The following is a 22,500-nucleotide window of genomic DNA, read 5'->3' as shown; positions in this document are numbered from 1 at the left end:
CGTCAGAGGCGCGTGTCGGACGAATCCCCGACATGCGCCTTGCGGCCCGCGCGCCACGCGAGGAACGTCTGCACCGCAGACGTGACCACCACCATCGCGAGCGGAACGCGCCAGCCCTGCGTCAGGTCATGCAGCGCGCCGAACACGACCGGCCCCGCCGCCGCAACCGAATAGCCGACCGACTGCGCCATGCCCGAAAGTGCGGCCGCCTGCTGCGCATTCGCCGCGCGCAGCGAGAAGAAGGAAAGCGCGAGAAGGAAACTCGTTCCCACCGCGACACCGACGATCAGCGCCCAGAGCAAGGTCAGCGCCGGGAAGAAAATCATTCCGGCGTAGCCGCTCATCATCAGCACACTCGCGCCCGCCGCCAGCATGCGCTGATCGTTCAGCCGCGCCATCAGCGGCGGCAATACGAAGCCGACCGCGATGCCGAGCGCGGTGAAGATCGCGAGCATCCAGCCCGCGTTGGCCGCGCTCATGCCCTGCCCCTGCAAGATCGACGGCAGCCAGGTCAGCATCACGTAGAAGCTCATGGATTGCAGGCCCATGAAAGCCGTCACCTGCCAGGCCAGCTTCGAGCGCCAGACATTATGCTTCACCTGCGCTTCCGCCGTTGCGGGAGACGGCGGCGCGCGGCGCAGACGCGGCAACAGGAACAGCGCCGTCAGAATCGCGGGCGCGAACCAAACCGCCATCGAGCCGCGCCATCCGCCGTAAATCGTGTCCGCGATCGGCACGGCAATTCCGGCGGAGAGCGAACCCGACACCGCCATCGAAGTCGCGAACACGCTGGTCATCACACCGATCTTGTCGGGGAAGTCGCGCTTGATCAGCGCGGGCACCAGCACGTTGCCGATGGCGATGGCCCCCGCAAGCAGTGCCGCGCCCGCATAGAGCGCGAATACCGGCGGCGCTGAGCGCAGCAATATTCCGGCGGAGAGCAGGAGCAGCGCGAGGAAGATCGCGCGCTCCATGCCGAGCCTGCGGCCGATCGCGGGCGCCCACGGCGACACGAACGCGAAGGCGAGCAGCGGCATCGTGGTCAGCAATCCCGCGAGCGCGCCGGAGAGCTTCAGGTCGTGGCGCACGTATTCGATCAGCGGCCCGACCGCCGTGATCGACGGCCGCAGGTTCAGCGAGATCAGGAGGATGACCACCGCGAGGGCAATGCGGCCGGCGTGCTTTTCGGGGAGAGGAGACAAGGACTGACCGCGATACGGGGCGAGAGGTCCGCGCTTATAGCTCTATCCGGGGCCTCAAAGGCGACATAAAGAAATCTTTATATCGCTGTTGCCCTGCCTACGCGGGGCTGCTATAGCCTCGCCGACTTCGCGGACCCGTCCGCGCCAATCCAATTTTTCACATCGTCGCACTCGAAGGATCGCCATGACCGCTGCGTTGAAGGCCGTCGCCAATGATTACATCGTCGCCGATATCGGCCTCGCCGAATTCGGCCGCAAAGAACTTTCGCTGGCCGAAACCGAAATGCCGGGCCTGATGGCTACCCGCGAGGAATACGGTCCGAAGCAGCCGCTGAAGGGCGCGCGCATCGCCGGCTCGCTGCACATGACAATCCAGACCGGCGTCCTGATCGAGACGCTGAAGGCGCTCGGCGCCGACATCCGCTGGGTTTCGTGCAACATCTATTCGACGCAGGACCACGCGGCGGCCGCTATCGCCGCTGCCGGCATTCCGGTGTTCGCCAAGAAGGGCGAGACGCTGAAAGAATATTGGGATTACACCGCGATGCTGTTCGACTGGCACGGCGGCGGTCACCCCAACATGATCCTCGACGACGGCGGCGACGCCACCATGTACGTCCATCTCGGCCTGCGCGCGGAGAACGGCGACACCGCGTTCCTCGACAAGCCCGGCTCGGAAGAAGAGGAAGTTTTCTTCGCGCTGCTGAAAAAGCAGCTCAAGGAAAAGCCGAAAGGCTACTTCAAGGCGATCGCCGACAGCATCAAGGGCGTCTCGGAAGAAACCACCACCGGCGTGCATCGTCTCTACGACATGCAGAAGGCGGGCACGCTGCTGTGGCCCGCGATCAACGTCAACGACTCGGTCACGAAGTCGAAGTTCGACAACCTCTATGGCTGCCGTGAATCGCTGGTCGACGGCATCCGCCGCGGCACCGACGTCATGATGTCGGGCAAGGTCGCGTTCGTCGCGGGCTTCGGCGACGTCGGCAAGGGTTCGGCAGCTTCGCTCCGTCAGGCCGGCTGCCGCGTGCTGGTTTCCGAAATCGATCCGATCTGCGCCTTGCAGGCGGCGATGGAAGGCTACGAAGTCGTCACCATCGAGGACGCACTGCCGCGCGCGGACATCTATGTCACCGCCACCGGCAACAAGGACATCATCACGCTCGAGCACATGCGCGGGATGAAGGATCGCGCCATCGTCTGCAACATCGGCCACTTCGATAACGAAATTCAGGTCGCGCAGCTCAAGAACTTCAAGTGGACCAACATCAAGCCGCAGGTCGACGAGATCGAGTTCTCGTCCGGCAAGCGCATCATCCTGCTTTCCGAAGGCCGCCTCGTGAACCTCGGCAACGCGATGGGCCATCCCTCGTTCGTGATGTCGGCTTCGTTCACGAACCAGACGCTCGCGCAGATCGAACTTTACGCGAACAACAAGGATGGCAAGTACAAGAAGGAAGTCTACGTGCTGCCGAAGTCGCTCGACGAGAAGGTCGCGCGCCTGCACCTCGCGAAGATCGGCGTGAAACTGACCCAGCTCCGTCCGGATCAGGCGGCTTACATCGGTGTGAAGCAGGAAGGCCCGTACAAGACGGACCACTACCGCTACTGAGTATCACTCATCCTTCGAGACCGCGCTCCTTCGGAGCGCTCCTCAGGATGAGGCCTCATGGTGAGGAGCGCGCTTTTGCGCGCGTCTCGAACCATAGCGGCAGACTCCAATCGTTAACTTTCGTGATCGCCGGACGGGAAACCATCCGGCGATTTCGTTTTTACGGGCATCCCGCGTCACAACTTCGCCGGTTTGGGATATAATAAGAATCGCAGGGGCTGGCATTGAACGAAATCGCGCGCTCGCGCGTTGGGCTAAAAGAATGTGCCGCTGGATTGCCTATCGGGGCGAAAAGACCGCGCTGGAGCGCTATGTCACCGCGCCTGACCACTCGCTGATCCACCAGAGCCTGCATGCGCTCGAATCCGAGGGCGCCACCAACGGCGACGGCTTCGGCCTCGGCTGGTATACGCACCGCGAATCCGAGCCGGGCATCTACCGCGAAATCCGTCCTGCATGGTCGGACGACAACGTGCGCAATCTCTGCCGCCACATCCGCTCCAAACTTTTCTTCGCGCATATCCGCGCCTCGACCGGCACCGCGACCACGCGGCCGAACTGCCATCCGTTTTCCTATGGCCCGTGGATGTTCATGCATAACGGCCAGATCGGCGAATGGCCGCTGATCCGCCGTCAGGTGGAAAGCCTGATCGACGACAGGTTCTATTCGCGCCGTTTCGGCACCACCGACTCGGAAGCCGTGTTTCTCGCGATGCTCTCCGCCGGACTTGAAAACGATCCGGTCGGCGCGACTGCGCGCACGCTCGCAACCGTCACTGATTTCGTGAAGAAAAGCGGCACGCAAAAGCCGGTACGCTTCACCGCGGCGCTCTCGGACGGGAAAAACCTGTTCGCGTTCCGCTACGCATCCGACGACACCGCGACCTCGCTTTATTATCGCGACATCGGCGATGCCGCGCTGATCGTGTCGGAACCGCTCGACATGGACCGCACGTTCTGGAAAGCGGTGCCGGCCAACCACCTGATCATCGCCAGCGAAGGCAAGAAGCTTACGCTGCAGCCGTTCGCGGTGGAGCCGCCGCAGCTAAGAGCTGTGGGCTGAGCGCTGCCTCATCCTGAGGAGCGGTCCGCAGGACCGCGTCTCGAAGGATGGGCCTCATGGTTCGAGACGCGCCTTCGGCGCTCCTCACCATGAGGATTGCCTGTCACAGCACCTTCTGCATCAGCACGAGATCGAGCGGGCGGCCGAACTTCTCGCCGACACCGGGCATGCGGCCGACTTCCTCGAAGCCGAACTTCACATGCAGTGCGAGCGACGGTGTGTTCGAGGCGTCGATGCCGCCGATCATGTTGTGCTTGTCCATGCGCTGCGCTTCGGCGATCAGCGCCGCGAGCAAGGCCTCACCCGCGCCGTGTCCACGCGCTTCCTTCGCGACATAGACCGAGTGCTCGACGGTGACGCGATAGCCCTCGAAGGGGCGAAAATCCCCGAACGAACCGTAGCCGATCACGCTCTCGCGTTCCGCGACCAGCACCGGGAAGCCCTTCCCCGTCCGCTCGGCGAACCAGGCCTTGCGATTCGCGAGGTCGGCAGGGGTCTCGTTCCAGATCGCGGTCGTGTTCTCGACCGCGTCGTTATAGATCGCGAGAATCGCGGGCAGGTCGGTCTCCAGCGCCGGGCGAATCCTGGGGGGTGATTTCATGGCGTCATTTTAACCTGAGACCCTCATGGTGAGGAGCGCCGCAAAGCTGCGCGTCTCGAACCATGAATAAAACAAGCCCCATCCTTCGAGACGACGCGTTCCGCGCCTCCTCAGGATGAGGCGGTTTTGACCCTTTGCGCGGCCATAAGCAGGTGCTAACACCCGCGCGCCATGCCCACACCCATCGAAAACATCCGCAATTTCTCCATCGTCGCGCATATCGACCACGGGAAATCCACCCTCGCCGACCGGCTGATCCAGCTCACCGGCGCGATGGACGCGCGCGAGATGGCGGGCAAGGAACAAGTGCTCGACAACATGGACATCGAGCGCGAGCGCGGCATCACCATCAAGGCGCAGACCGTGCGCCTGAACTACAAGGCGAAGAACGGCCAGAACTACGTCCTGAACCTCATCGACACGCCGGGCCATGTCGACTTCGCCTATGAAGTGAACCGCTCGTTAGCCGCCTGCGAAGGCTCGCTGCTCGTGGTCGATGCAAGCCAGGGCGTGGAAGCCCAGACGCTCGCCAACGTCTATCAGGCCATCGACAACAACCACGAGATCGTGCCGGTCCTAAACAAGATCGACCTGCCCGCCGCCGAACCGGAAAAGGTGAAGGCGCAGATCGAGGAAGTCATCGGCATCGACGCTTCGGGTGCGATCGGCATTTCCGCCAAGACCGGCGAAGGCGTGCCGGACGTGCTGGAAGCCATCGTCGAAAAACTTCCCGCGCCGAAGGGCGACCGCAACGCGCCGCTGAAAGCGCTGCTGGTGGATAGCTGGTACGACGCCTATCTCGGCGTCGTGGTGCTGGTGCGCATCATCGACGGCACCATGAAGAAGAACCAGCGCATCCGCATGATGGGCGCGAAAGCGGCCTACGATCTGGACCGCGTCGGCGTCATCAATCCGAAGAAGGTCGAGGTGGACGAACTCGGCCCCGGCGAGATCGGTTTCTTCACGGCATCCATTAAAGAAGTCGCGGACACGCGCGTCGGCGACACCATCACCGACGACCGCAAGCCGGTCGATACGCCGCTCGCGGGTTTCCGCCCGGCGCAGCCGGTGGTGTTCTGCGGCCTGTTCCCGGTCGATGCCGCGGAGTTCGAGAATCTCCGCGCAGCAATGTCGAAGCTGCGCCTGAACGATGCGAGTTTCTCGTTCGAGATGGAAACGTCCGCCGCGCTCGGCTTCGGTTTCCGTTGCGGGTTCCTCGGCCTCCTGCATCTCGAAATCATTCAGGAGCGCCTGTCGCGCGAGTTCGACCTCGAACTGATCGCGACCGCGCCGTCGGTGATCTACGAAATCCGCATGACCAACGGCGACGTGATGGAACTGCACAATCCGGTGGACATGCCGGACGTGGTGAAGATCGAGGAAATCCACGAACCGTGGATCAAGGCGACGATTCTCACTCCCGACGAATATCTCGGCTCGGTCATCAAGCTCTGTCAGGACCGGCGCGGCATCCAGAAGAACCTGTCCTATGTCGGCGCGCGCGCGATGGTGGAATACGAACTGCCGCTGAACGAAGTGGTGTTCGATTTCTACGACCGGCTGAAATCCATCTCGAAGGGCTACGCCTCGTTCGACTACAAGATCGAGGACCGCCGCGCGGGCGACCTCGTGCGGCTTTCGATCCTCGTCAACAACGAGCCGGTCGATGCGCTCGCGATGCTGGTGCATCGCACCCGCGCCGAACAGCGCGGCCGCGCCATGTGCGAGAAGCTGAAAGAACTGATCCCGCCGCACATGTTCCAGGTGCCGATCCAGGCCGCGATTGGCGGCAAGGTGATCGCGCGCGAAACGGTGCGAGCGCTCCGCAAGGACGTGACGGCGAAGTGCTACGGCGGCGACGCCACCCGCAAGCGCAAACTTCTGGAAAAGCAGAAGGAAGGCAAAAAGAAAATGCGCCAGTACGGGAAGGTAGATATTCCGCAAGAGGCGTTTATTGCGGCGCTGAAAGTGGATGGGTAGAGTTGAAATCTGGCTTATCAGGACTTCACATGCTTCTAGAAGACAGAACAGCATTTGAAGACTGGGCAAAAGTATTTCACTGGCTACCTGAAGAGAGCCGTTGGGAATTGATCTTATGGAAAGATTGGACTGCTTTCCGAGCTATTAATGAAATATTTTCTCCATTATCTGACGTTTCTTCTGGAGTTCATTATTTCGTTGTTTGCTTTCACGACGAGCAGCAAACACTCAATCTGATTCCTCATAAGTATCTAATTGAACTAGATGGTCAGATCGGTCGAGACAACTTCACGGGCTGGACGCGAGAGGATCGCCGCGATTATGGGCGATTGATGATGACTCTAAATCCTACTCATATCGAGAATATTCGACTCGCCGAGATTCGATATCGCATCAGCGATTCGATGTATCCACCGCCATCTTCAGTTTTTTCTCTGCAGCAAATTCTTCCTGGGCCACCGCGTCCTAACTCTCCGGCTGAACACTTCATCGGAGAACTTCTGGTATTAGAAGAACAAGGCCGCAAAAAAAAGTAACGCCCCGCTTTCGCGAGGCGTTTTTTTTATTCGCATCCGGCGAATCGTTATCCCTTCCCGACATCCGAAATCGGCGCAAGAAACTGCTCGGTCGCGCCAGCATCCCCGCCGCGCTTTCCCAAAAACTGCTGAATACCGGCAACCACGTCGTCGGTCCCGGCCATGCGCTCAAACTCGGAAGCCTCCACCGCCAGCCCTTCGTCGATGGAAAGATTGATGCCGCGCGTGACGCTGTGCAGGCAGGCACGCACCGCGTCGGGCGTATGGCGGATGACTTTGCGCGCCAGCGAGCGCGCCGAATCGAGCAAAGTATCGGCCGTGCAGATCTCGTTGATCAGACCGATTTCCTGCGCGGCCCGCGCCGGGATCTGCTCGCCGGTGAGGATCATCTGGAGCGCGCGCTTCCTGCCGATCAGGCGCGGCAGGCGCTGGCTGCCGCCGAACGGCGGCGCGAAACCGAGTTTGATTTCAGGCTTCGCGAAGGCTGCGCCTTCGGCCGCGACCGCAAGCTGGCAAGCCTCGACGATCTCACAGCCGCCGCCATAGGCCAGCCCGTTCACCGCCGCGATCACCGGCTTGCGGAAATTCTCGATGCGCCGGGTAAGCCCCTGGCCGCGTCGCACGAAATCCCGCACCGCCGCTCCGGTGCCGGCATGCACGGTCTTGCGCAATTCGGCGATGTCGGCGCCGGCACTGAAAGCGCGCGTGCCCGCACCCGTCAGGATAACCGCGCGGATGCCGGATTCGAACTCGGCGAAATCCAGATAGCCCAGCAGCCGTTCGATCATCGACTCGTCGATTGCGTTCAGCTTGGAAGGCCGGTTCAGCGTGATGGTGGCGATCGGTCCGCGTACTTCCAGAAGTGCAGGCCCGCCGGAGTTTGGTCGCATGGCTATCATTCCCTTGTTGCAACGCCATGCTTTCGCGCCGGTGCTAGGGTTTCAAACGAGTAATTTGCATGTTGCGATGAATCCGTTTCACCCCGCTGGAAGCGAGCGATTTCCATGGCCCCGTCCCTGCCGCCGCTGAACGGGCTGCGCCTGTTCGAATCTTCCGCGCGGCTCCTGAGCTTCAAGCGCGCCGCGGAAGAACTGCACCTCACGCCGAGCGCGGTCAGCCACGGCATCCAGTCGCTCGAACAATGGCTGGACGTGATGCTTTTCGTCCGGACCCCGAAGGGACTGACGCTCACGCCGGAGGGCGCGCACTACTACAAGAAAGTGCAGGCCGGTCTCGCGCTGCTTGCTGAGGGCACGGCGCAAATATCGCCGCGCCTGAACCGGATCCTGCGCATCACGGCGGCGCCGACCTTCGCCACGCGCATGCTGCTACCGTGGCTTTCGGAATTCAGGCAGGCGCATCCCGATATCGCGGTCGCGGTCGATACTTCGCGCGAATGCATCGACCTCGACGGCATGCAGGCAGATGTCGCGATCCGTGTCGGCGATGGAAGCTGGCCGGGACTGGCCGCCGACGAATTGCTGCGCGAGCGCCTGATTCCCGTCTGCGCGCCGCACCGGCTGGCGGAATTCGCGGGACGCGAACTCTGCGAACTGCCGCTGATCCACGTCGTCACGGTTTCGGAAGACTGGCAATACTGGGCGGAAACGACGGGGAGAAAACTCTCGCCGCTGCAGATCGGTTTGCGCTTCGACACGCTGCAAATGGCGTTCGATGCGGCGGCACAGGGTCTCGGCGTCGCGATAGGGCGCAGGCCGCTGATCGATACCGAGATTCGCGCAGGCAGACTGACGCCGCTGTTCGAGGAAGAAGCGATCTGCAAATCCGCGCACTGGCTCCTGAGCCGGCATACGCGCGACGCCGCCGTGCAGACATTTCGTTCGTGGATGAAATCCCGCACCGCTTCGGCGATGAGCAACTGACGATCCGGCTGGCGCGGCGAAGGTGAAATGCCGAAGCCGGAGACACCCGGCTTCGGCTAAAGCGTTCGTCCGTTTACACCCAATACATCGGCACGCCGTAGTGGCTGTAGATTTTCGCGCCCTGTACCGTGTCCCAGGAATATTCCTTGCCCGGATCGAAGTGCGGGGCGGCTTTCAGTTCTTCGTCGCTGATGTTCACCTCGTAGCCGCCGAGCTTCGAGTTGTAGTCGAGCTTGGCCCACGGGATCGGGTAGTGATCGTGGCCGAGGCCGAGGAAGCCGCCGAAGCTCATCACCGCGTAGGCCGCCTGCCCCGAATATTTGTCGATCATCACGCGCTCGATGGAACCGATCTTGGTGCCGTCGGAGCGATAGACATTGGTGCCTACCACGCGGTCGCTCTCGATCAGATCGTGGGTGGACCGGGTTTGCGGGTTATGCGCCATCGCGCGCGGTGCTGCGGTCGCCATGTTTTTTCTCCAATGCAGGTTCGCCCTCCAGTATAAGAACTGAACGATGACGGCGGCGCATGGTTCCGGATGCGCGGAACAAACCGCGCAGGTCCGCGTTCGCGCCTGACGGCTGGGAAGATTTCAGGGAGACGACAATGCCGAGAGGCGACAAGTCGGCTTACACCGACAAGCAGAAACGCAAGGCAGGATATATCGAGGAAAGCTACAAGAAACGCGGCATGTCCGAGAAGGAAGCGGAAGCGCGCGCGTGGGCCATCGTGAACAAGATCCACGGCGGCGGCGAGAAAAGCGGCTCCGGGCGCGGCAAGCCGGAGAATACCGAGGTCTACAAGAAGGGCGGCCGCCTTGGCGGCGCAGCGGCTGCAAAGCGTTCGAAGAAAGCGAAATCCAGTTCGGCGAAGAAGGCCGCGAAGACCAGAGCGCGGAAAAAAGCAGGATCGCGAAAGAAGAGAAAGACCACCGCCCGAAAGCGCAAAAGCAAACGCGCTTGATCTGCGTGAGATGAGCGCCAATGATGCCTTCCCGACATAGCAGGAGGAAGGCGCAATGGCGTACAAATTCGAGATTTATAAAGACAAGGCGGGCGAATACCGCGTGCGTTTCAAGGCGTCGAACGGCGAGACCATGCTCGCCAGCGAAGGCTACAAGAGTAAGTCGAGCGCGCAGAACTGCATCGAGTCCGTGAAGAAGAACGCTTCCAGCGCAACAACCGAAGACAATTCGTAAAAAAAAAACGCCCCGCAAAAGCGGGGCGTCTCGTTTCTTCCGGGCGGCTGCGCCTAGCGCACCAGCGATGTCGTCGAGATGCGCTGGTCGTCGCGCTCGACCACGACCTTCAGGCTGTGCGGGCCGCGCGCCTTCACCATCTCGAAAAGGATTTTCGCATTCGACGGATGCAGACGGGTGCAGCCCATCGAAGCCGGGCGGCCGAGCAGCGATACGGCGGTCGTGCCGTGGATCGCGTAATGGCCGTCATAGAAAATCGCCCACGGCATCGGCGCATTGTTGAAGAGGCGCGAAATCGCAGTCGCGTTCATCGACTGCACCTTGAAGGTACCGGCAGGCGTCAGCGCGCCCTGCCTTGCTGTCGAAACCGGCCAGACATACTGCTCGACGCCATCGACCACGACACGTAATTCCTGCTTCGGCACCGAGATCGTGACCACGATCGACGGCGGCTCGACCGGCTTCTGCTCCGTGACCGGCTTCGCCTTTTGCGCATGTGCCGGAACAGCCAGCATCGCCAGCGCGAACGCCGTTACCATCAGTTTTTTCATGGTCGAATCCCTCAGCCCGTAATCCGTATCCGCGAATTTGCCGGTCCGTACCGCCGAATCAAGTAAAACAATTGCCGCGCATTGGCGGTATGGAGCCGCACGCAACCGTGGGACGCAGGCTGGCCCAGCCGCCCGGTCTGGGTCGTGCCGTGGATGGCGTAACCACCCCGGAAAAACACGGAATAAGGCATCGGCGCGTTGTTGTAGATCGAGGAGTACCAGGTCCGCTCCAGCCGGACCGGCCGGAAATGGCCGACCGGCGTGCGATAGCCGCGGCGTGCCGTGGACACCGGCCAGCGGTGACGGACTACCCCGTTCACCGAAACGATCATTTCCTGACGTTTCAAGTTGATGGTGGCGACGACTTCGGCTTCCGCCGGCGGCGCGAACCATAACAATGCAATGACACAGGCAAGCGCGGACAACGGACGACGCATAACTCACCCCGTAACATTCCCGTCCGCCGCATCCGCCGATCATTGAAGCTGCCCGGCGCACTTCGCGCAAGCGTTGCGCCTGTCCCGTTTTGGTCCAAGTCTTTTGGTGCGCTAGAGTCGAATCATGCGCCCGCTCCCCATCGCCCTCGCCCTGACCTTGCTGGCCACCGGCTTCGCGGCTGCGCAGGAACCGCGCGCGGACTCGCCCGCGAAAGAACTGTTCGGCCGCGCGAAGGATGCCGCGCCGCTGAAAGCGCGCGCGATCGGTTTCTATTCGAAGGGATGCCTTGCGGGCGCAATCGCGTTGCCGGTGAACGGCCAGACCTGGCAGGTGATGCGCCTCTCGCGCAACCGCAACTGGGGCCACCCGAACCTGATTTCGTTCCTGGAGCGCTTCGCGCAAAGAGTTCCGCGCGTCGCGCAGGGCTGGAACGGCATTCTGGTCGGCGATCTTTCGCAACCGCGCGGCGGGCCGATGCTCACCGGCCATGCCTCGCATCAGCTCGGACTTGACGCCGACATCTGGCTGACGCCGATGCCCGCGCGCACGCTCTCGACCGAGGAGCGCGAAACTTTCCCGCCGCAGCTCATGGTGCGCAAGGACCGCAAGGACATCGACCCGAAGGTATGGACGCCGGGGCATGTGCGCGTGATCCGCACCGCGGCGGAAGACCCGCTGGTCGAGCGCATCTTCGTCAACGCCGCGATCAAGAAAGCGCTATGCCGCGAAGCGGGCAGCGAACGGGCGTGGCTGACGAAAGTCCGCCCCTACTGGGGACACGACTATCACATGCACGTCCGCATGAAGTGCCCGGCCGACAGCCCGGCCTGCACGCCGCAGCCGGAACCCGGCGGCGACGATGGCTGCGGCGCGGAACTGGAAAGCTGGTTCCGCGAGAGCATCATCAATCCGCCGCCGCCCAAGGTGAAGCCGAAGCCGAAACCTCCGCTGAAAATGTCGGAGCTTCCGGCCGGCTGCCGTGACGTATTGCTGGCGAAGTAATCTCAGATCGCGAGGCGAAGCGCGGCGAGGATCATGCCGAACACGAAAGCCGCCGCAAACATGATGCCGATCGAAGCCGCCGTGTAACCGATCGCCTTGTTTACCGGTGCGCGCATCAGGATGAGGATGCCGTAATAGAACAGGTAAACGTAGTAGACGATCGCGGCGATCAGCAGCAGCAGCGCGAGAATGGCGCCGAGCGCCGGGATCAGGCCGAGGACATACGAGAGCGCCACCGCAACCCAGCCCGGCGTCGCCGAATAGGTCACGAGCTTCAGCGCGCTCGGAAAATGCTTCTCGGTGTCGAAGTTCGGCGCGAGGAAATCGACGATCAGCGCCGCGACATAGAGAAAGCCGAAGGTGAAGGCGTAACCGATAACCGCGTTCACGATCGCGAACGGGCCGATGTAGATCAACCCGATCAGCAGGCCAAGCAATGCCGGGATCGCCGCCACGACCGCTGCGTAGGTGAAGACCTGCTGGACGCTGCCTTCTTCTCCGTCAACGACGTACCATTCGTCCTTGGGGCGCATCAGAATGTTCTGCACACGCGCGATGATCCAGCCGAAATCCATTGCAGCCCTCCTCGAGGAAATTCCATGGCGCGGCGATTCGCGCGCGGCGGGTATACCCACCAGACCCTCGTAAAGTCACGCAGAACATGCCGCAGTGCAACGGGTTTTCCAGAGGCCCCGGCAGCGCCTATGACTGGCTAAAATCGGCCTGTTTCAAATGACCGTCCGGCAGTTTCCGAACCCCCGATGACCGCCTTTCCGCCCCGCAGAATCGTCTGCCTGACCGAGGAAACGGTCGAAACACTCTATCTGCTCGGCGAGGAGGCGCGGATCGTGGGGGTTTCCGGCTACGCGGTGCGTCCTGCCCGTGTCCGCCGGGAGAAGCCGCGCGTCTCGGCGTTCATCTCGGCTGACGTTCCAAAAATTCTCGCCCTCGAACCAGACCTGGTCCTGACCTTCTCCGATTTGCAGGCCGAGATCGCGGCCAGCCTCATCAAGTCCGGCATTGCCGTGCATGCCTTCAACCACCGGACCGTGGACGGCATCTTCGGAATGATCGTGACCGTGGCGGCGCTGGTGGGCGAACCCGCCAAAGGCGCGCGGCTGAACAGCGAATTGCGCGAACGGCTGGATGCGGCGAAAGCCTTTGCCGCAAGCCTTCCCCTGCGACCGCGGGTCTATTTCGAGGAATGGGACGAGCCGCCGATCACGGGCATCGGCTGGGTATCCGAACTGATCGAGGCAGCGGGCGGCGTGGAGTGCTTCCCCGAACTCGCCGGAAAATCGCTCGCGAAGGACCGCATCATCGCGGAAGCCGACGTGATCGCGGCACGGCCCGACATCATCATCGGCTCATGGTGCGGGAAGAAATTCCGCCCCGAAAAGGTTGCGGCGCGCGCGGGCTATGCCGTAATCCCGGCGGTGCGTGACGGGTTCGTGCGCGAGATCAAATCGGCGCTGATCCTGCAACCCGGCCCGGCGGCACTGACCGATGGGCTGGATGGCATCGCCGCGATCATCGGCGAATGGGCGGCGCTCCAGCACGGTTGACGCCGAGGCGTTCATGCGCTCCCTAGCGGCCATGAACTATCTCTATGACGCACTCCGCGGCGGCGCACGCGACGACGCCAAGACCCTGATCGAACTCTCCGACGGCAGCACCCGCAGCTATGGCGACGTGTTTGCACTGGCGGAAAAAATCTCCTCGCACCTGATCCGCTGCGGCGCGCAGCCGGGCGACCGTGTCGCCGTGCAAGTCGAGAAATCGTGGCAGAGCCTCGCGCTCTACCTCGGTTGTGTGCGCGCGGGCGCGGTATTCCTGCCGCTGAACACCGCCTATCCGCTCGCCGAACTGGAATATTTCCTCGGCGATGCCGAGCCTCGCGTCGTGGTCTGCAAACCGGAGAACGAGGAAGGCGTGCGCGCGCTCGCGAAGAAACTCGGCGTGGCGCGGGTGGAGACGCTCGGCACCGGCGGCGACGGCACGCTGCTCGCGAATGTCGCGGATGCGCCGGACGTCGAAACGGTTGCGCGCGGGGCAAGCGACCTCGCGGCCATTCTCTATACATCGGGCACGACCGGGCGCTCGAAAGGCGCGATGCTATCGCAAGACAACCTGCTCTCGAACGCGCAGGTGCTGAAAGACTACTGGCGCTTCACCGGGAAGGACGTGCTGCTGCACGCGCTGCCGATCTACCACACGCATGGGCTGTTCGTTGCGACCAACGTGGTCCTGCTGGCCCATGCGTCGATGATCTTCCTGTCGAAATTCGACGCCAATGAAGTCATGCGCCTGATGCCGAAGGCGACCTCGATGATGGGCGTTCCGACATTCTATGTCCGTCTCGTCGAACATCCGGGGCTGACGCGCGAAGCGACGAAGCACATGCGCCTGTTCGTTTCCGGCTCCGCGCCGCTGCTCGCGGAAACGCATCGCGCATTCTCGGAACTGACCGGCCACGCGTTGCTTGAGCGCTACGGCATGACCGAAACCAACATGAATACGTCGAACCCCTATGACGGCGACCGCGTGCCCGGCACGGTCGGTTTCCCGTTGCCCGGCGTGAGCCTGCGCATCGCGGATGCCGAAACCGGGAAAGTCCTGCCGCAGGGCGAGATCGGCGTGATCGAAGTCAAAGGCCCGAATGTGTTCGGCGGCTACTGGCGCATGCCGGAGAAGACCGCAGCGGAATTCCGCGCGGACGGCTTCTTCATCACCGGCGACGTCGGCAAGATTGACGAGCGTGGCTACGTCCATATCGTCGGCCGCGCGAAAGACCTCGTCATCTCCGGCGGATTCAACGTCTACCCGAAGGAAGTCGAAGGCGAGATCGACGCGATTACGGGCGTGGTCGAATCCGCCGTGATCGGCGTGCCGCATCCCGACCTCGGCGAAGGCGTGACCGCCGTCGTGGTGCGCGCGAAGGATTCAACGCTCGCGGAAGCCGATGTGCTGGCCGCGCTCGAAGGCAGGCTCGCGAAGTTCAAACAGCCGAAACGCGTGTTCTTCGCCGACGACCTGCCCCGCAATGCGATGGGCAAGGTGCAAAAGAACGTTTTGCGCGAGACCTACGGCAAGACTTATTCGAAGAACGTCGCGTAGCGCATAATCGCGGCGCCGGTTTCGTTTCAGCGCGCGGCGCCGCGCATTCGCTCGGCAGGCATCGCCTCGGCGGTCAGTACGTCCGCGACCTTCTCGATGTCGTCGAGCGAAATCACGGGCACTTTTGCTTGCGGGAGCGGGCCGTCGGACGCAATCGCGACGATATACTCGTCGTCCGGATGCAGCAGCGGCTTGCCCACTTCGGCGCGGTGGATTTCCAGTTTCGGGTGGCGGTGCCGCTTGAATCCTTCCACGATCAGGAGATCGACCGGGTTCATGATCTTCACGATGTCTTCCAGGTCGGGTTCCGGCTCGTTCCGCAATTCGCGGATATGCGCCCAGCGGATGCCCGACGTGACGAAGACTTCGGTGGCCCCGGCGGTGCGGTGCCGGTGCGAATCCTTCCCCGGCAGATCGACGTCGAAGCCCTTGTGCGCGTGCTTCACGGTGGAAACGGAAATGCCCCGGCCGACCAGCACGGGGATGACCCGCGCCACCAGTGTCGTTTTTCCCGAACCGCTCCAGCCGGCAAGACCGATGATGCGCATGTGCCTTCTATACAGGCTGGGCATGGAAGCGTGCTAGGGAACGGCCGCTTCGCGCTGCGGCTTGACGCCGCGAATACTTCCGGCAGTCTCCGCGAGGCCCGCTACAGGATGCTCCTTGCCATGCGTTTTTTCTTCAAATCTGCCGTTATCGGCGCGCTTGCCTTGCTTGTCCTTGCGGGCACCAAGCCCGCACTTGCGCAATATCAAGGGCCGATCTTCGACGCGCACCTGCACTACAACTGGGAACCGAAGCCTTATTATAATGTCGAGCAGGTGCTCGAAATCTTCAAACGCAACAACATCAAGGGCATCCTTGCCACCAGCCGCCCGAATGTCGGCACCGTCGCGCTGGTGGAAGCGAAGCAGAGCGACGTCTGGGTGGTGCCGTTCATCAGGCAATACAAGACGCGCGCCGATATTCCGACCTGGTTCAACGACCCGTCGATCTACGAGATGGTGCTCGAAGAATACAAGCGCGGCTATTATCGCGGCGTCGGCGAATTCCATATCTACGGCAAGGCCGCCGCCAGCGAGTATGCGGCGAAGCTGGTGCGCTTCGCGGTCGAGAAGGATCTCTATATCCATGCGCATTGCGACGAGCAGGCGCTGGAGATTTTGTTTTCGCACGACAAGGGCGCGCGCATCATCTGGGCGCATACGGGCTTTTCCACCTCGCCCGCCGACCTGAAAGCATTGTTCAAGAAATATCCGACGCTGATGGGCGAGCTTTCGTTCCGTGGAGGCATCACGGACTCGTCCGGCAACCTGACGCCGGAATGGCGCGAGCTGTTCACCACCCATTCCGACCGCTTCCTGCTCGGCACGGATACGTGGATCACCGAACGCTGGTTCCAGTACGACAACCTGATCAAGAATTACCGCAACTGGCTCGGCCAGCTCCCGAAAGAGCACGCCGACAAAATCGCGTTCGGCAATGCCGAGCGCCTGTTCCGTTCCGAGAAGAAACAATGAATCTTGCGCAAGGTGTCTGGCCTCCCGCGGCAACGCCGTTCCGGGAGGACCGCTCCGTCGATCTGGAGCGCTATCTCGCATTCTGCCACGAGCTGTTGCGCGAAGGCGCACACGGCCTTGCGGTGCTCGGCACCACCAGCGAAGCGAACTCACTCGATTTCGACGAGCGTAAAAGCCTGCTCGAAAAACTCGCAGCCTCCGGCATCGACCCAGCGCGGCTCCTGCCCGGCACGGGCGCTTCTTCTTTCGGCGACGCGGTGAAGCTGACGAAGCACGCCGCCGAACTCGGCGTGAAGGGTTCGTTGCTATTGCCGCCGTTCTATTACAAGGGCGTCACCGACGAGGGCCTGTTCGACTTCGTTTCCGAAGTCATCGCGCGCGTGAACAACAAGCGCCTGCAAATTTATCTCTACAACTTCCCGCAGCAGACCGGTCTGGTGTGGTCGCTGCCTCTGATCCAGCGCCTGCGCGAGGCGCTCCCCGAAACCGTCGTCGGCATCAAGGACAGTTCGGGCGACGTCGCGTATCTGAACGCGCTTCTGGAAAACCTTCCGGGCTTTTCGATCTTCCCCTCCTCCGAGTCGCTGCTGGTCGAAGCGATGGGCAAGGGCGCGGCCGGTTGCATCTCCGCCACCGCGAACACGCATGTGAAGGAAATCCGCGCGCTGTTCGATGGCTGGAAGTCGCCGGACATCGCAAGCAAGCATCAGCGCGCCGATACGATCCGCAAGCTGATCGCGTCGTATCCGCTGATCTCAGCGGTCAAGGCCGTGCTGGCGCAGCGCTACGATCACCGCGGCTGGGAGCGGGTACGGCCGCCGCTGGTACCGCTCACGCCCGCGCAACGCGACGAACTGCGCCAGCGTCTCGCGGCAATCGAGAACACCTGAGCAGGGCGCCGCCTTTCGGCTTCGCGTCACAGGCAACTCGCGTTAGAAACGCCCATGGCATCGGGTAAAGCGAACAAAACAGAAGACGCCAACGGTAAGGTCGATCTCGGCGACCTGCCCACGCTTTCCGGCTACATGCTGCGCCGCGCGCAATTCGCTGCCTTCAACGATTTCCTGCGCTTCTTCGACGACCTCGGCATCCGCCCGGTGCATTACGGCGTGATGACCGTGATCGACTCCAATCCCGGCCTCAAACAATCGCAGATTTCGGAAGCGCTCGGCATCAAGCGCGCCAATCTCGTCGCCATTCTCGATACGCTGGAGCGACGCGGGATCGCGAAACGCGAAGCGGTCGCCACCGACCGCCGTTCCTATGCGCTTCGGCTCACCGAGAAAGGCGCGTCGCTGATGAAAGAAATGCGCGTGCGCGCCATCGAGCACGAAGAAAGAATCGCGGGCGTGATCGGCGAGGAAGGCCGCAAACAGCTTCTGAAATTACTGCATGGCGTGGTCGAGGCGATCGGCCCCGGCGACGAGGATGGCGGCGGCTAGACGTCGATGGTGGTGCGGCCGAGCAGCCGGGCGACGATCTCATCAGGGACCGGCTTTGATTTCATCCGCGACGGATCGTCGGGATGTCTGCCCGCCCAGACCCGCGTCTCGCGCGCTTCGATTGCCAGCGCGTCGCCCTTCCAGACCTTGTGGATCACGTTGAAGCTCGACCGGCCGAAGCTCTCCACCGCCGACTCAATCACGATGTCGTCGCCGAACTTCGAGGGGATGATGAACTTCGCGCCGGTATCGACCATCGGGAAGCCGACGAAATCGTAGCGCTCGCGCATCTGGTACTTCGTCAGGCCGGTCGCGGCTTCGAGCAGCATCGCGGTCGAGTGATCGAACATCGCAAAGTAACGCGGGTAGAACACGATGCCCGCGGGGTCGCAGTCGCCCCACTCGATCCGCACCAGCCTGCGATTGACGAACATTATTTGGGCGCCATGCGGAGCGCGCCGTCGATACGCACCACTTCGCCATTGAGATAAGTGTTGCGCACCATCTCCATCGCGAGCGCGGCATACTGTTCCGGCTTGCCGAGCAGTTTCGGGAACGGCACCGAGGCGGCAAGGCTGCGCTGCACGTCTTCCGAAAGGCCAAGCAACATCGGCGTAAGGAAAATGCCCGGCGCAATTGCAAGCACGCGGATGCCGAACTGCGCAAGCTCGCGCGCCGCCGGCAACGTGAGGCCGACGATGCCGCCCTTCGACGCGGCATAAGCCGCCTGACCGATCTGGCCTTCGTAAGCCGCGACCGAGGCGGTCGAGATGATGACGCCGCGTTCGCCGTCGGCGAGCGCTTCCGCGTTCTGCAAATCGGCAGCCATCAGGCGCATCAGGTTGAACGAACCGATCAGGTTGATGCGGATCACGCGGTCGAAATCGGCGAGCGGCTGCGGGCCTTCGCGGCCGAGAATCTTCTTCGGCGTGCCGATGCCGGCGCAGTTGATGAGCACGCGCGCGACACCATTCTTCTCGCGCGCTTCCTTCACGGCGGCGACAGCGCTATCGGAATCGGATACGTCGCACTTGATGGCGATCGCACCGATCTTTTCGGCATGCGCTTTCGCGGCATCCAGATTGACGTCGAGCAGCGCGACCTTCGCGCCAGCGGCGGCCAGTGCGGCGGCGGTGGCCGCGCCGAGACCGGAGCCTCCGCCCGTTACGAGCGCGGCGTGTCCTTTTACATCCATCTCAATTCATCCGTGACTGTTTGGCGTTCATGTTTTCGACGAGCAGCGCGATGCCCTGCCCGCCCCCGATGCAAGCCGATGCGATGCCGTAACGCAAGCCCGTGCGCGACAGTTCGCGCGCCAGCGTCACGGAAAGCCGCACGCCGGTTGCGCCCAGCGGATGACCGATAGCGATGGCGCCGCCGTTCACGTTGAGCTTGTTCTCGTCGAGGCCGAGTTCGCGCGCACAGGCCATGACCTGCGCGCCGAATGCTTCGTTGATCTCGAAGCGATCTATGTCGGACAGCTTGAGTCCGGCTTTTTCCAGCACCGCCTTGATCGCAGGCACAGGCCCGATGCCCATGATCTCCGGCGGGCAACCGACCGCCGCACCGGCAACGACGCGCGCAAGCGGCGTCTTGCCGTTCTTCTTTATGTAATCGCCGGATGCGACCAGTGCGGCAGCCGCACCATCGACGATGGCGGAAGAATTGCCGCCGGTCTGCACGCCGCCGAAAGCGGGACGGATCTTCGCGAGCTGTTCGACCGGCGACGGGCGAATATGCGTATCGTCCTTCACCGCGTCGATCTTGCCGGAGAGCTTGATGCCGCGTGCATTGTAGCCCTCGCGGGCGAATTGCTCCGTGATGACCGGCGTAATCTCACCTGCGAGGAAACCGCTTTGTTGCGCACTCAAGGCGCGCTCGAAGGAACGCGCGGCGAAGGCATCCACTTCCGCGCGCGTGATCTGGTATTTCTGCGCGAGGTTCTCCGCCGTGTGACCCATCGTGACATCGGCGGCAGGATCGAGCAGCGCTTCCCAGAGGAAGTCCCTGAACTCAACCTGCCCCATGCGGAAACCGCTGCGCGAAGTGTAGTTCGCGACCGGATTGCGGCTCATGGATTCCGCACCGACGCAGAGCGCGAGGTTCGCGCCGCGATGCGTGATTGCGTCCGCCGCCTGCATGATGACTTCGATGCCTGTGCCGCATACGCGCTGCACCATGTGTGCGGGCACCTCGATCGGCACGCCGGAGTAAAGACCGACATGGCGCGGCAGCATGTAGGCGTCGAAACTCGCCTGCGCCATGTTGCCGGTGACGACAATGCCGGTGTCTTCGGGAGAGATGGAAGTCTTCGCGAAAACCGCGCGCGCGGCCTTGATGCCGAGGTCGGTCGGCGAAACCTGCGACAGCGCACCAGTGTAATCGACGAACGGCGTGCGCACGCCGTCGACCAGCCACACATCGTTCCAGCTTGCGCTCAATCCCTTTGCCGTCATGTCAGTTTCCTTCCGCTGCGATCACCCGCACGGACGGCGGGCTTGCATAGAGTTCTTTCACCAAATGCGCGCGGCGCGCGAGCAGTGCGCGCTGGTTGAGCGAGCCTTTGTCGGTCATCTCGCCCGCGTCCATCGACGGCGGCTCGTCCAGCAGCAGGACGCGAATCAGGCAATTCGAGCTGCCGGTGCTGTCGCGAATGAAAGCGCGGAGGCGCTCCTGTACGCGCACGCGCACGGGCTTCGCGGCAAGCACTTCCGCGTCGGAAAGGCTTTTATCGAGTTCGGGATGCAACGCGCGGATCGCCGGCATGTCGGGCACGCCGAGGGCGGTGATTTCGTTTTCGTTCTCGCCCGCAAGCACGACGTCGCGCATATAGGGCTGGAAGCGGTTCATGATCTGCGTGCGCAGAGGGCCGACGCTCACCCAGGTTCCGGTAGACAGTTTGAAATCTTCGGTGAGCCGCCCGTCGAACAGCAGGCCTTTCTCCGGGTGGGTCGGGTCCTCGAATTTGAGCGCGTCGCCGAGGCGATAGAATCCTTCCTCGTCGAAAGCTGCCTTCGTCAGTTCCGGCTGCCGCCAGTAGCCGGGCGTAATGTTCGGCCCACGCAGCCGCGCTTCGAGCTTGCCCTGCGCGGGGACGAGTTTCAGTTCGATGCCCGGCGCGGGCAGGCCCATGTTGGTCGAGTGCTCGCTGTCCCACATGCGGCCCAGCGCGAACGGCGCGGTTTCGGTGGAGCCGAGGCCGGTGAGAAACGGAATACGCTCGCCGCAGGTTTCGACCGCCAGTTCCTTCATCGCGTCGAATACCGGCTGCGACAGCGCCGCGCCCGCGAACCACAGCACTTTCAGCTTGCTGAAGAACGTTTCGCGCAATGCCTTGTCGGCGCGCAGATACGGGATCAGCACCTCGTAGCCTTTCGGCACATTGAAGTACCAGGTGCAGGCGACGTCGCGCAGGTTGCGTACGGTGGCTTCGATTGCGCCCGGCGCGGGTTTGCCTTCGTCGATGTAGAACGTGCCGCCGTTATACAATACGAGGCCGACATCGTGATTGCCGCCCGCAGTGTGGTGCCATGGCGCCCAGTCCAGCGTCACCGGCGGCTCATCCTGAAAGAACGCAAGCGCGGAGCGCAACATCACCTGATTGGCGCACAGCATACGCTGCGTGTTGATGACCGCCTTCGGCACGCCGGTCGAACCGGAAGTGAAAAGAAACTTCGCAATGGTATCGGGGCCGATCTTCGCGTGCGCCGTTTCCAGCGCCTCGCCCGCCTCGGCTTGCATCAGGTCACCGAACAGCGTGCAGGGGCGCGCCGGAACCGGGTTCTTCACGACGACGATCTCGACGCCTTCCGGCACGACGGCTTCGATTGCTTTCGCGAACATCGCCCCGTCGCTGACGAAGACAAGGCCCGGCGTCAGCAGCGTGAAGATTTCGCGCAGCTTCGCGAAATCCTGCGAGACCAGCGAATAGGCAGGAGAAACCGGCGCGTAGGGAATCCCCGCATAAAGCGCGCCGAGGCTCAGGAATTGATGGTCGAGGCCGTTGCCGGAAAGGATAACGATCGGCCTCTCCGCGGAAAGATTCCGCTGCAGCAGCGCTTCGCCGATGTTGCGGGCAATACGGCGCGTCTGCACATAGCTGCTCTCGCGCCAGCCTTCGCCCGCACGCTCCGCCATGAATATGTTTTCCGGCGTTTCGCGCGCCCAGTGATCGAGCCGTTCGGTGATCTTGTCCGGATAGGCTGCCAGCGGCGCCTTGCATTTCAAATAGATCACGCCGTCGGCACGCCGCTCGACTGCTGGTTCGAGCGAACCAAGCCGTACGTTGCGCACGGGCACATCGTGCTCCCGCGAATTTTCCCGGCGCACCGGCTCCGGCATCGCCGCCTCTCCCT

The 22,500-nt window shown here is 62.6% G+C and carries 25 protein-coding genes; 13 read left to right on the top strand and 12 right to left on the bottom strand.

Annotated features, from left to right (window positions below; all coding sequences use genetic code 11):
• Positions 1 to 2 precede the first annotated feature (2 nt).
• Entirely contained in the window at positions 3 to 1,202 is a 1,200-nt protein-coding gene (locus KF794_00595) for an MFS transporter (protein ID QYK45253.1), read from the bottom strand.
• A gap of 184 nt (positions 1,203 to 1,386) precedes the next feature.
• Here KF794_00595 and ahcY point away from each other — a divergent pair, with 184 nt between their 5' ends.
• Positions 1,387 to 2,814, top strand: a complete 1,428-nt coding sequence (gene ahcY, locus KF794_00590) for an adenosylhomocysteinase (GenBank protein ID QYK45252.1) — start codon at positions 1,387 to 1,389, stop codon at positions 2,812 to 2,814.
• 262 nt (positions 2,815 to 3,076) lie between these two features.
• Positions 3,077 to 3,877: a class II glutamine amidotransferase gene (locus tag KF794_00585; GenBank protein QYK45251.1), complete on the top strand. Its 801-nt coding sequence runs from the start codon at positions 3,077 to 3,079 to the stop codon at positions 3,875 to 3,877.
• Between the two features lie 103 nt (positions 3,878 to 3,980).
• Here KF794_00585 and KF794_00580 read toward each other — a convergent pair whose 3' ends face one another.
• Positions 3,981 to 4,478, bottom strand: a complete 498-nt coding sequence (locus KF794_00580) for an N-acetyltransferase (protein QYK45250.1) — start codon at positions 4,476 to 4,478, stop codon at positions 3,981 to 3,983.
• Positions 4,479 to 4,649: 171 nt separating this feature from the next.
• On the opposite strand from KF794_00580, the gene lepA reads away from it, so the two are divergent.
• Both lepA and KF794_00570 read left to right on the top strand, forming a co-directional pair.
• Positions 4,650 to 6,458 carry a translation elongation factor 4 gene (gene lepA / locus KF794_00575; GenBank protein ID QYK45249.1) on the top strand — a complete coding sequence of 603 codons (1,809 nt, stop codon included), beginning with the start codon at positions 4,650 to 4,652 and terminating at the stop codon, positions 6,456 to 6,458.
• A gap of 29 nt (positions 6,459 to 6,487) precedes the next feature.
• The gene (locus tag KF794_00570; protein QYK45248.1) at positions 6,488 to 6,994 is read left to right on the top strand and encodes a hypothetical protein; all 507 of its coding nucleotides are present in this window, start codon (positions 6,488 to 6,490) and stop codon (positions 6,992 to 6,994) included.
• 47 nt (positions 6,995 to 7,041) lie between these two features.
• Here KF794_00570 and KF794_00565 read toward each other — a convergent pair whose 3' ends face one another.
• Positions 7,042 to 7,884 (bottom strand): enoyl-CoA hydratase/isomerase family protein, encoded by an 843-nt coding sequence (locus KF794_00565; GenBank protein ID QYK45247.1) that lies wholly within the window; start codon positions 7,882 to 7,884, stop codon positions 7,042 to 7,044.
• A 114-nt stretch (positions 7,885 to 7,998) separates the two neighbouring features.
• On the opposite strand from KF794_00565, the gene KF794_00560 reads away from it, so the two are divergent.
• On the top strand, positions 7,999 to 8,877 hold the full coding sequence (locus tag KF794_00560) for a LysR family transcriptional regulator (protein ID QYK45246.1): 879 nt from the start codon (positions 7,999 to 8,001) through the stop codon (positions 8,875 to 8,877).
• 73 nt (positions 8,878 to 8,950) lie between these two features.
• On the opposite strand, the gene KF794_00555 is transcribed toward KF794_00560, so the two are convergent.
• Positions 8,951 to 9,322, bottom strand: coding sequence for a PRC-barrel domain-containing protein (locus KF794_00555; protein ID QYK46528.1), 372 nt, complete (start codon positions 9,320 to 9,322; stop codon positions 8,951 to 8,953).
• 161 nt (positions 9,323 to 9,483) lie between these two features.
• Here KF794_00555 and KF794_00550 point away from each other — a divergent pair, with 161 nt between their 5' ends.
• Positions 9,484 to 9,840 (top strand): plasmid stabilization protein, encoded by a 357-nt coding sequence (locus tag KF794_00550; GenBank protein QYK45245.1) that lies wholly within the window; start codon positions 9,484 to 9,486, stop codon positions 9,838 to 9,840.
• 55 nt (positions 9,841 to 9,895) lie between these two features.
• On the top strand, positions 9,896 to 10,075 hold the full coding sequence (locus tag KF794_00545; GenBank protein ID QYK45244.1) for a YegP family protein: 180 nt from the start codon (positions 9,896 to 9,898) through the stop codon (positions 10,073 to 10,075).
• A gap of 53 nt (positions 10,076 to 10,128) precedes the next feature.
• Here the strand turns inward: KF794_00545 and KF794_00540 are convergent, their stop codons facing one another.
• Both KF794_00540 and KF794_00535 read right to left on the bottom strand, forming a co-directional pair.
• Positions 10,129 to 10,626, bottom strand: coding sequence for a L,D-transpeptidase (locus KF794_00540; GenBank protein QYK45243.1), 498 nt, complete (start codon positions 10,624 to 10,626; stop codon positions 10,129 to 10,131).
• 11 nt (positions 10,627 to 10,637) lie between these two features.
• Positions 10,638 to 11,063 carry a L,D-transpeptidase gene (locus KF794_00535; protein QYK45242.1) on the bottom strand — a complete coding sequence of 142 codons (426 nt, stop codon included), beginning with the start codon at positions 11,061 to 11,063 and terminating at the stop codon, positions 10,638 to 10,640.
• Between the two features lie 124 nt (positions 11,064 to 11,187).
• On the opposite strand from KF794_00535, the gene mepA reads away from it, so the two are divergent.
• Positions 11,188 to 12,066, top strand: a complete 879-nt coding sequence (mepA, locus tag KF794_00530; protein QYK45241.1) for a penicillin-insensitive murein endopeptidase — start codon at positions 11,188 to 11,190, stop codon at positions 12,064 to 12,066.
• Positions 12,067 to 12,068: 2 nt separating this feature from the next.
• Here mepA and KF794_00525 read toward each other — a convergent pair whose 3' ends face one another.
• Entirely contained in the window at positions 12,069 to 12,641 is a 573-nt protein-coding gene (locus KF794_00525; GenBank protein QYK45240.1) for a YIP1 family protein, read from the bottom strand.
• Between the two features lie 186 nt (positions 12,642 to 12,827).
• On the opposite strand from KF794_00525, the gene KF794_00520 reads away from it, so the two are divergent.
• Complete coding sequence (locus tag KF794_00520) at positions 12,828 to 13,631, top strand: cobalamin-binding protein (GenBank protein QYK45239.1); 804 nt, start codon at positions 12,828 to 12,830, stop codon at positions 13,629 to 13,631.
• Positions 13,632 to 13,662: 31 nt separating this feature from the next.
• Positions 13,663 to 15,183, top strand: coding sequence for a malonyl-CoA synthase (locus KF794_00515; GenBank protein QYK46527.1), 1,521 nt, complete (start codon positions 13,663 to 13,665; stop codon positions 15,181 to 15,183).
• A 26-nt stretch (positions 15,184 to 15,209) separates the two neighbouring features.
• On the opposite strand, the gene mobB is transcribed toward KF794_00515, so the two are convergent.
• Entirely contained in the window at positions 15,210 to 15,731 is a 522-nt protein-coding gene (mobB, locus tag KF794_00510) for a molybdopterin-guanine dinucleotide biosynthesis protein B (protein ID QYK45238.1), read from the bottom strand.
• A gap of 213 nt (positions 15,732 to 15,944) precedes the next feature.
• Between mobB and KF794_00505 the strand changes: the two genes are divergently transcribed.
• Genes KF794_00505 through KF794_00495 form a run of 3 tightly spaced genes read left to right on the top strand, consistent with a single transcriptional unit; the run spans position 15,945 to position 18,145 of the window.
• Positions 15,945 to 16,703: an amidohydrolase family protein gene (locus KF794_00505; GenBank protein QYK46526.1), complete on the top strand. Its 759-nt coding sequence runs from the start codon at positions 15,945 to 15,947 to the stop codon at positions 16,701 to 16,703.
• Entirely contained in the window at positions 16,700 to 17,593 is an 894-nt protein-coding gene (locus tag KF794_00500) for a dihydrodipicolinate synthase family protein (GenBank protein ID QYK45237.1), read from the top strand. The genes KF794_00505 and KF794_00500 overlap by 4 nt, the downstream gene beginning before the upstream one ends.
• Before the next feature lie 54 nt (positions 17,594 to 17,647).
• Entirely contained in the window at positions 17,648 to 18,145 is a 498-nt protein-coding gene (locus KF794_00495) for a MarR family transcriptional regulator (protein QYK45236.1), read from the top strand.
• Here the strand turns inward: KF794_00495 and KF794_00490 are convergent.
• From KF794_00490 to KF794_00475, 4 genes are read right to left on the bottom strand one after another with little or no spacing between them, the layout of a single operon-like run.
• A complete protein-coding gene (locus tag KF794_00490; protein ID QYK45235.1) occupies positions 18,142 to 18,579 on the bottom strand; it encodes an acyl-CoA thioesterase in 438 nt (145 codons plus the stop codon). The genes KF794_00495 and KF794_00490 overlap by 4 nt on opposite strands.
• On the bottom strand, positions 18,579 to 19,340 hold the full coding sequence (locus KF794_00485; protein QYK45234.1) for an SDR family NAD(P)-dependent oxidoreductase: 762 nt from the start codon (positions 19,338 to 19,340) through the stop codon (positions 18,579 to 18,581). The genes KF794_00490 and KF794_00485 overlap by 1 nt, the downstream gene beginning before the upstream one ends.
• Before the next feature lies 1 nt (position 19,341).
• Entirely contained in the window at positions 19,342 to 20,601 is a 1,260-nt protein-coding gene (locus KF794_00480; GenBank protein ID QYK45233.1) for a thiolase family protein, read from the bottom strand.
• A gap of 1 nt (position 20,602) precedes the next feature.
• Complete coding sequence (locus KF794_00475) at positions 20,603 to 22,486, bottom strand: feruloyl-CoA synthase (protein ID QYK45232.1); 1,884 nt, start codon at positions 22,484 to 22,486, stop codon at positions 20,603 to 20,605.
• Positions 22,487 to 22,500: the final 14 nt, after the last annotated feature.

The organism is Xanthobacteraceae bacterium (assembly GCA_019454205.1).
Taxonomy (GTDB): Bacteria; Pseudomonadota; Alphaproteobacteria; order Rhizobiales; family Xanthobacteraceae.
This window is presented reverse-complemented; position numbering and strand designations above follow the sequence as displayed.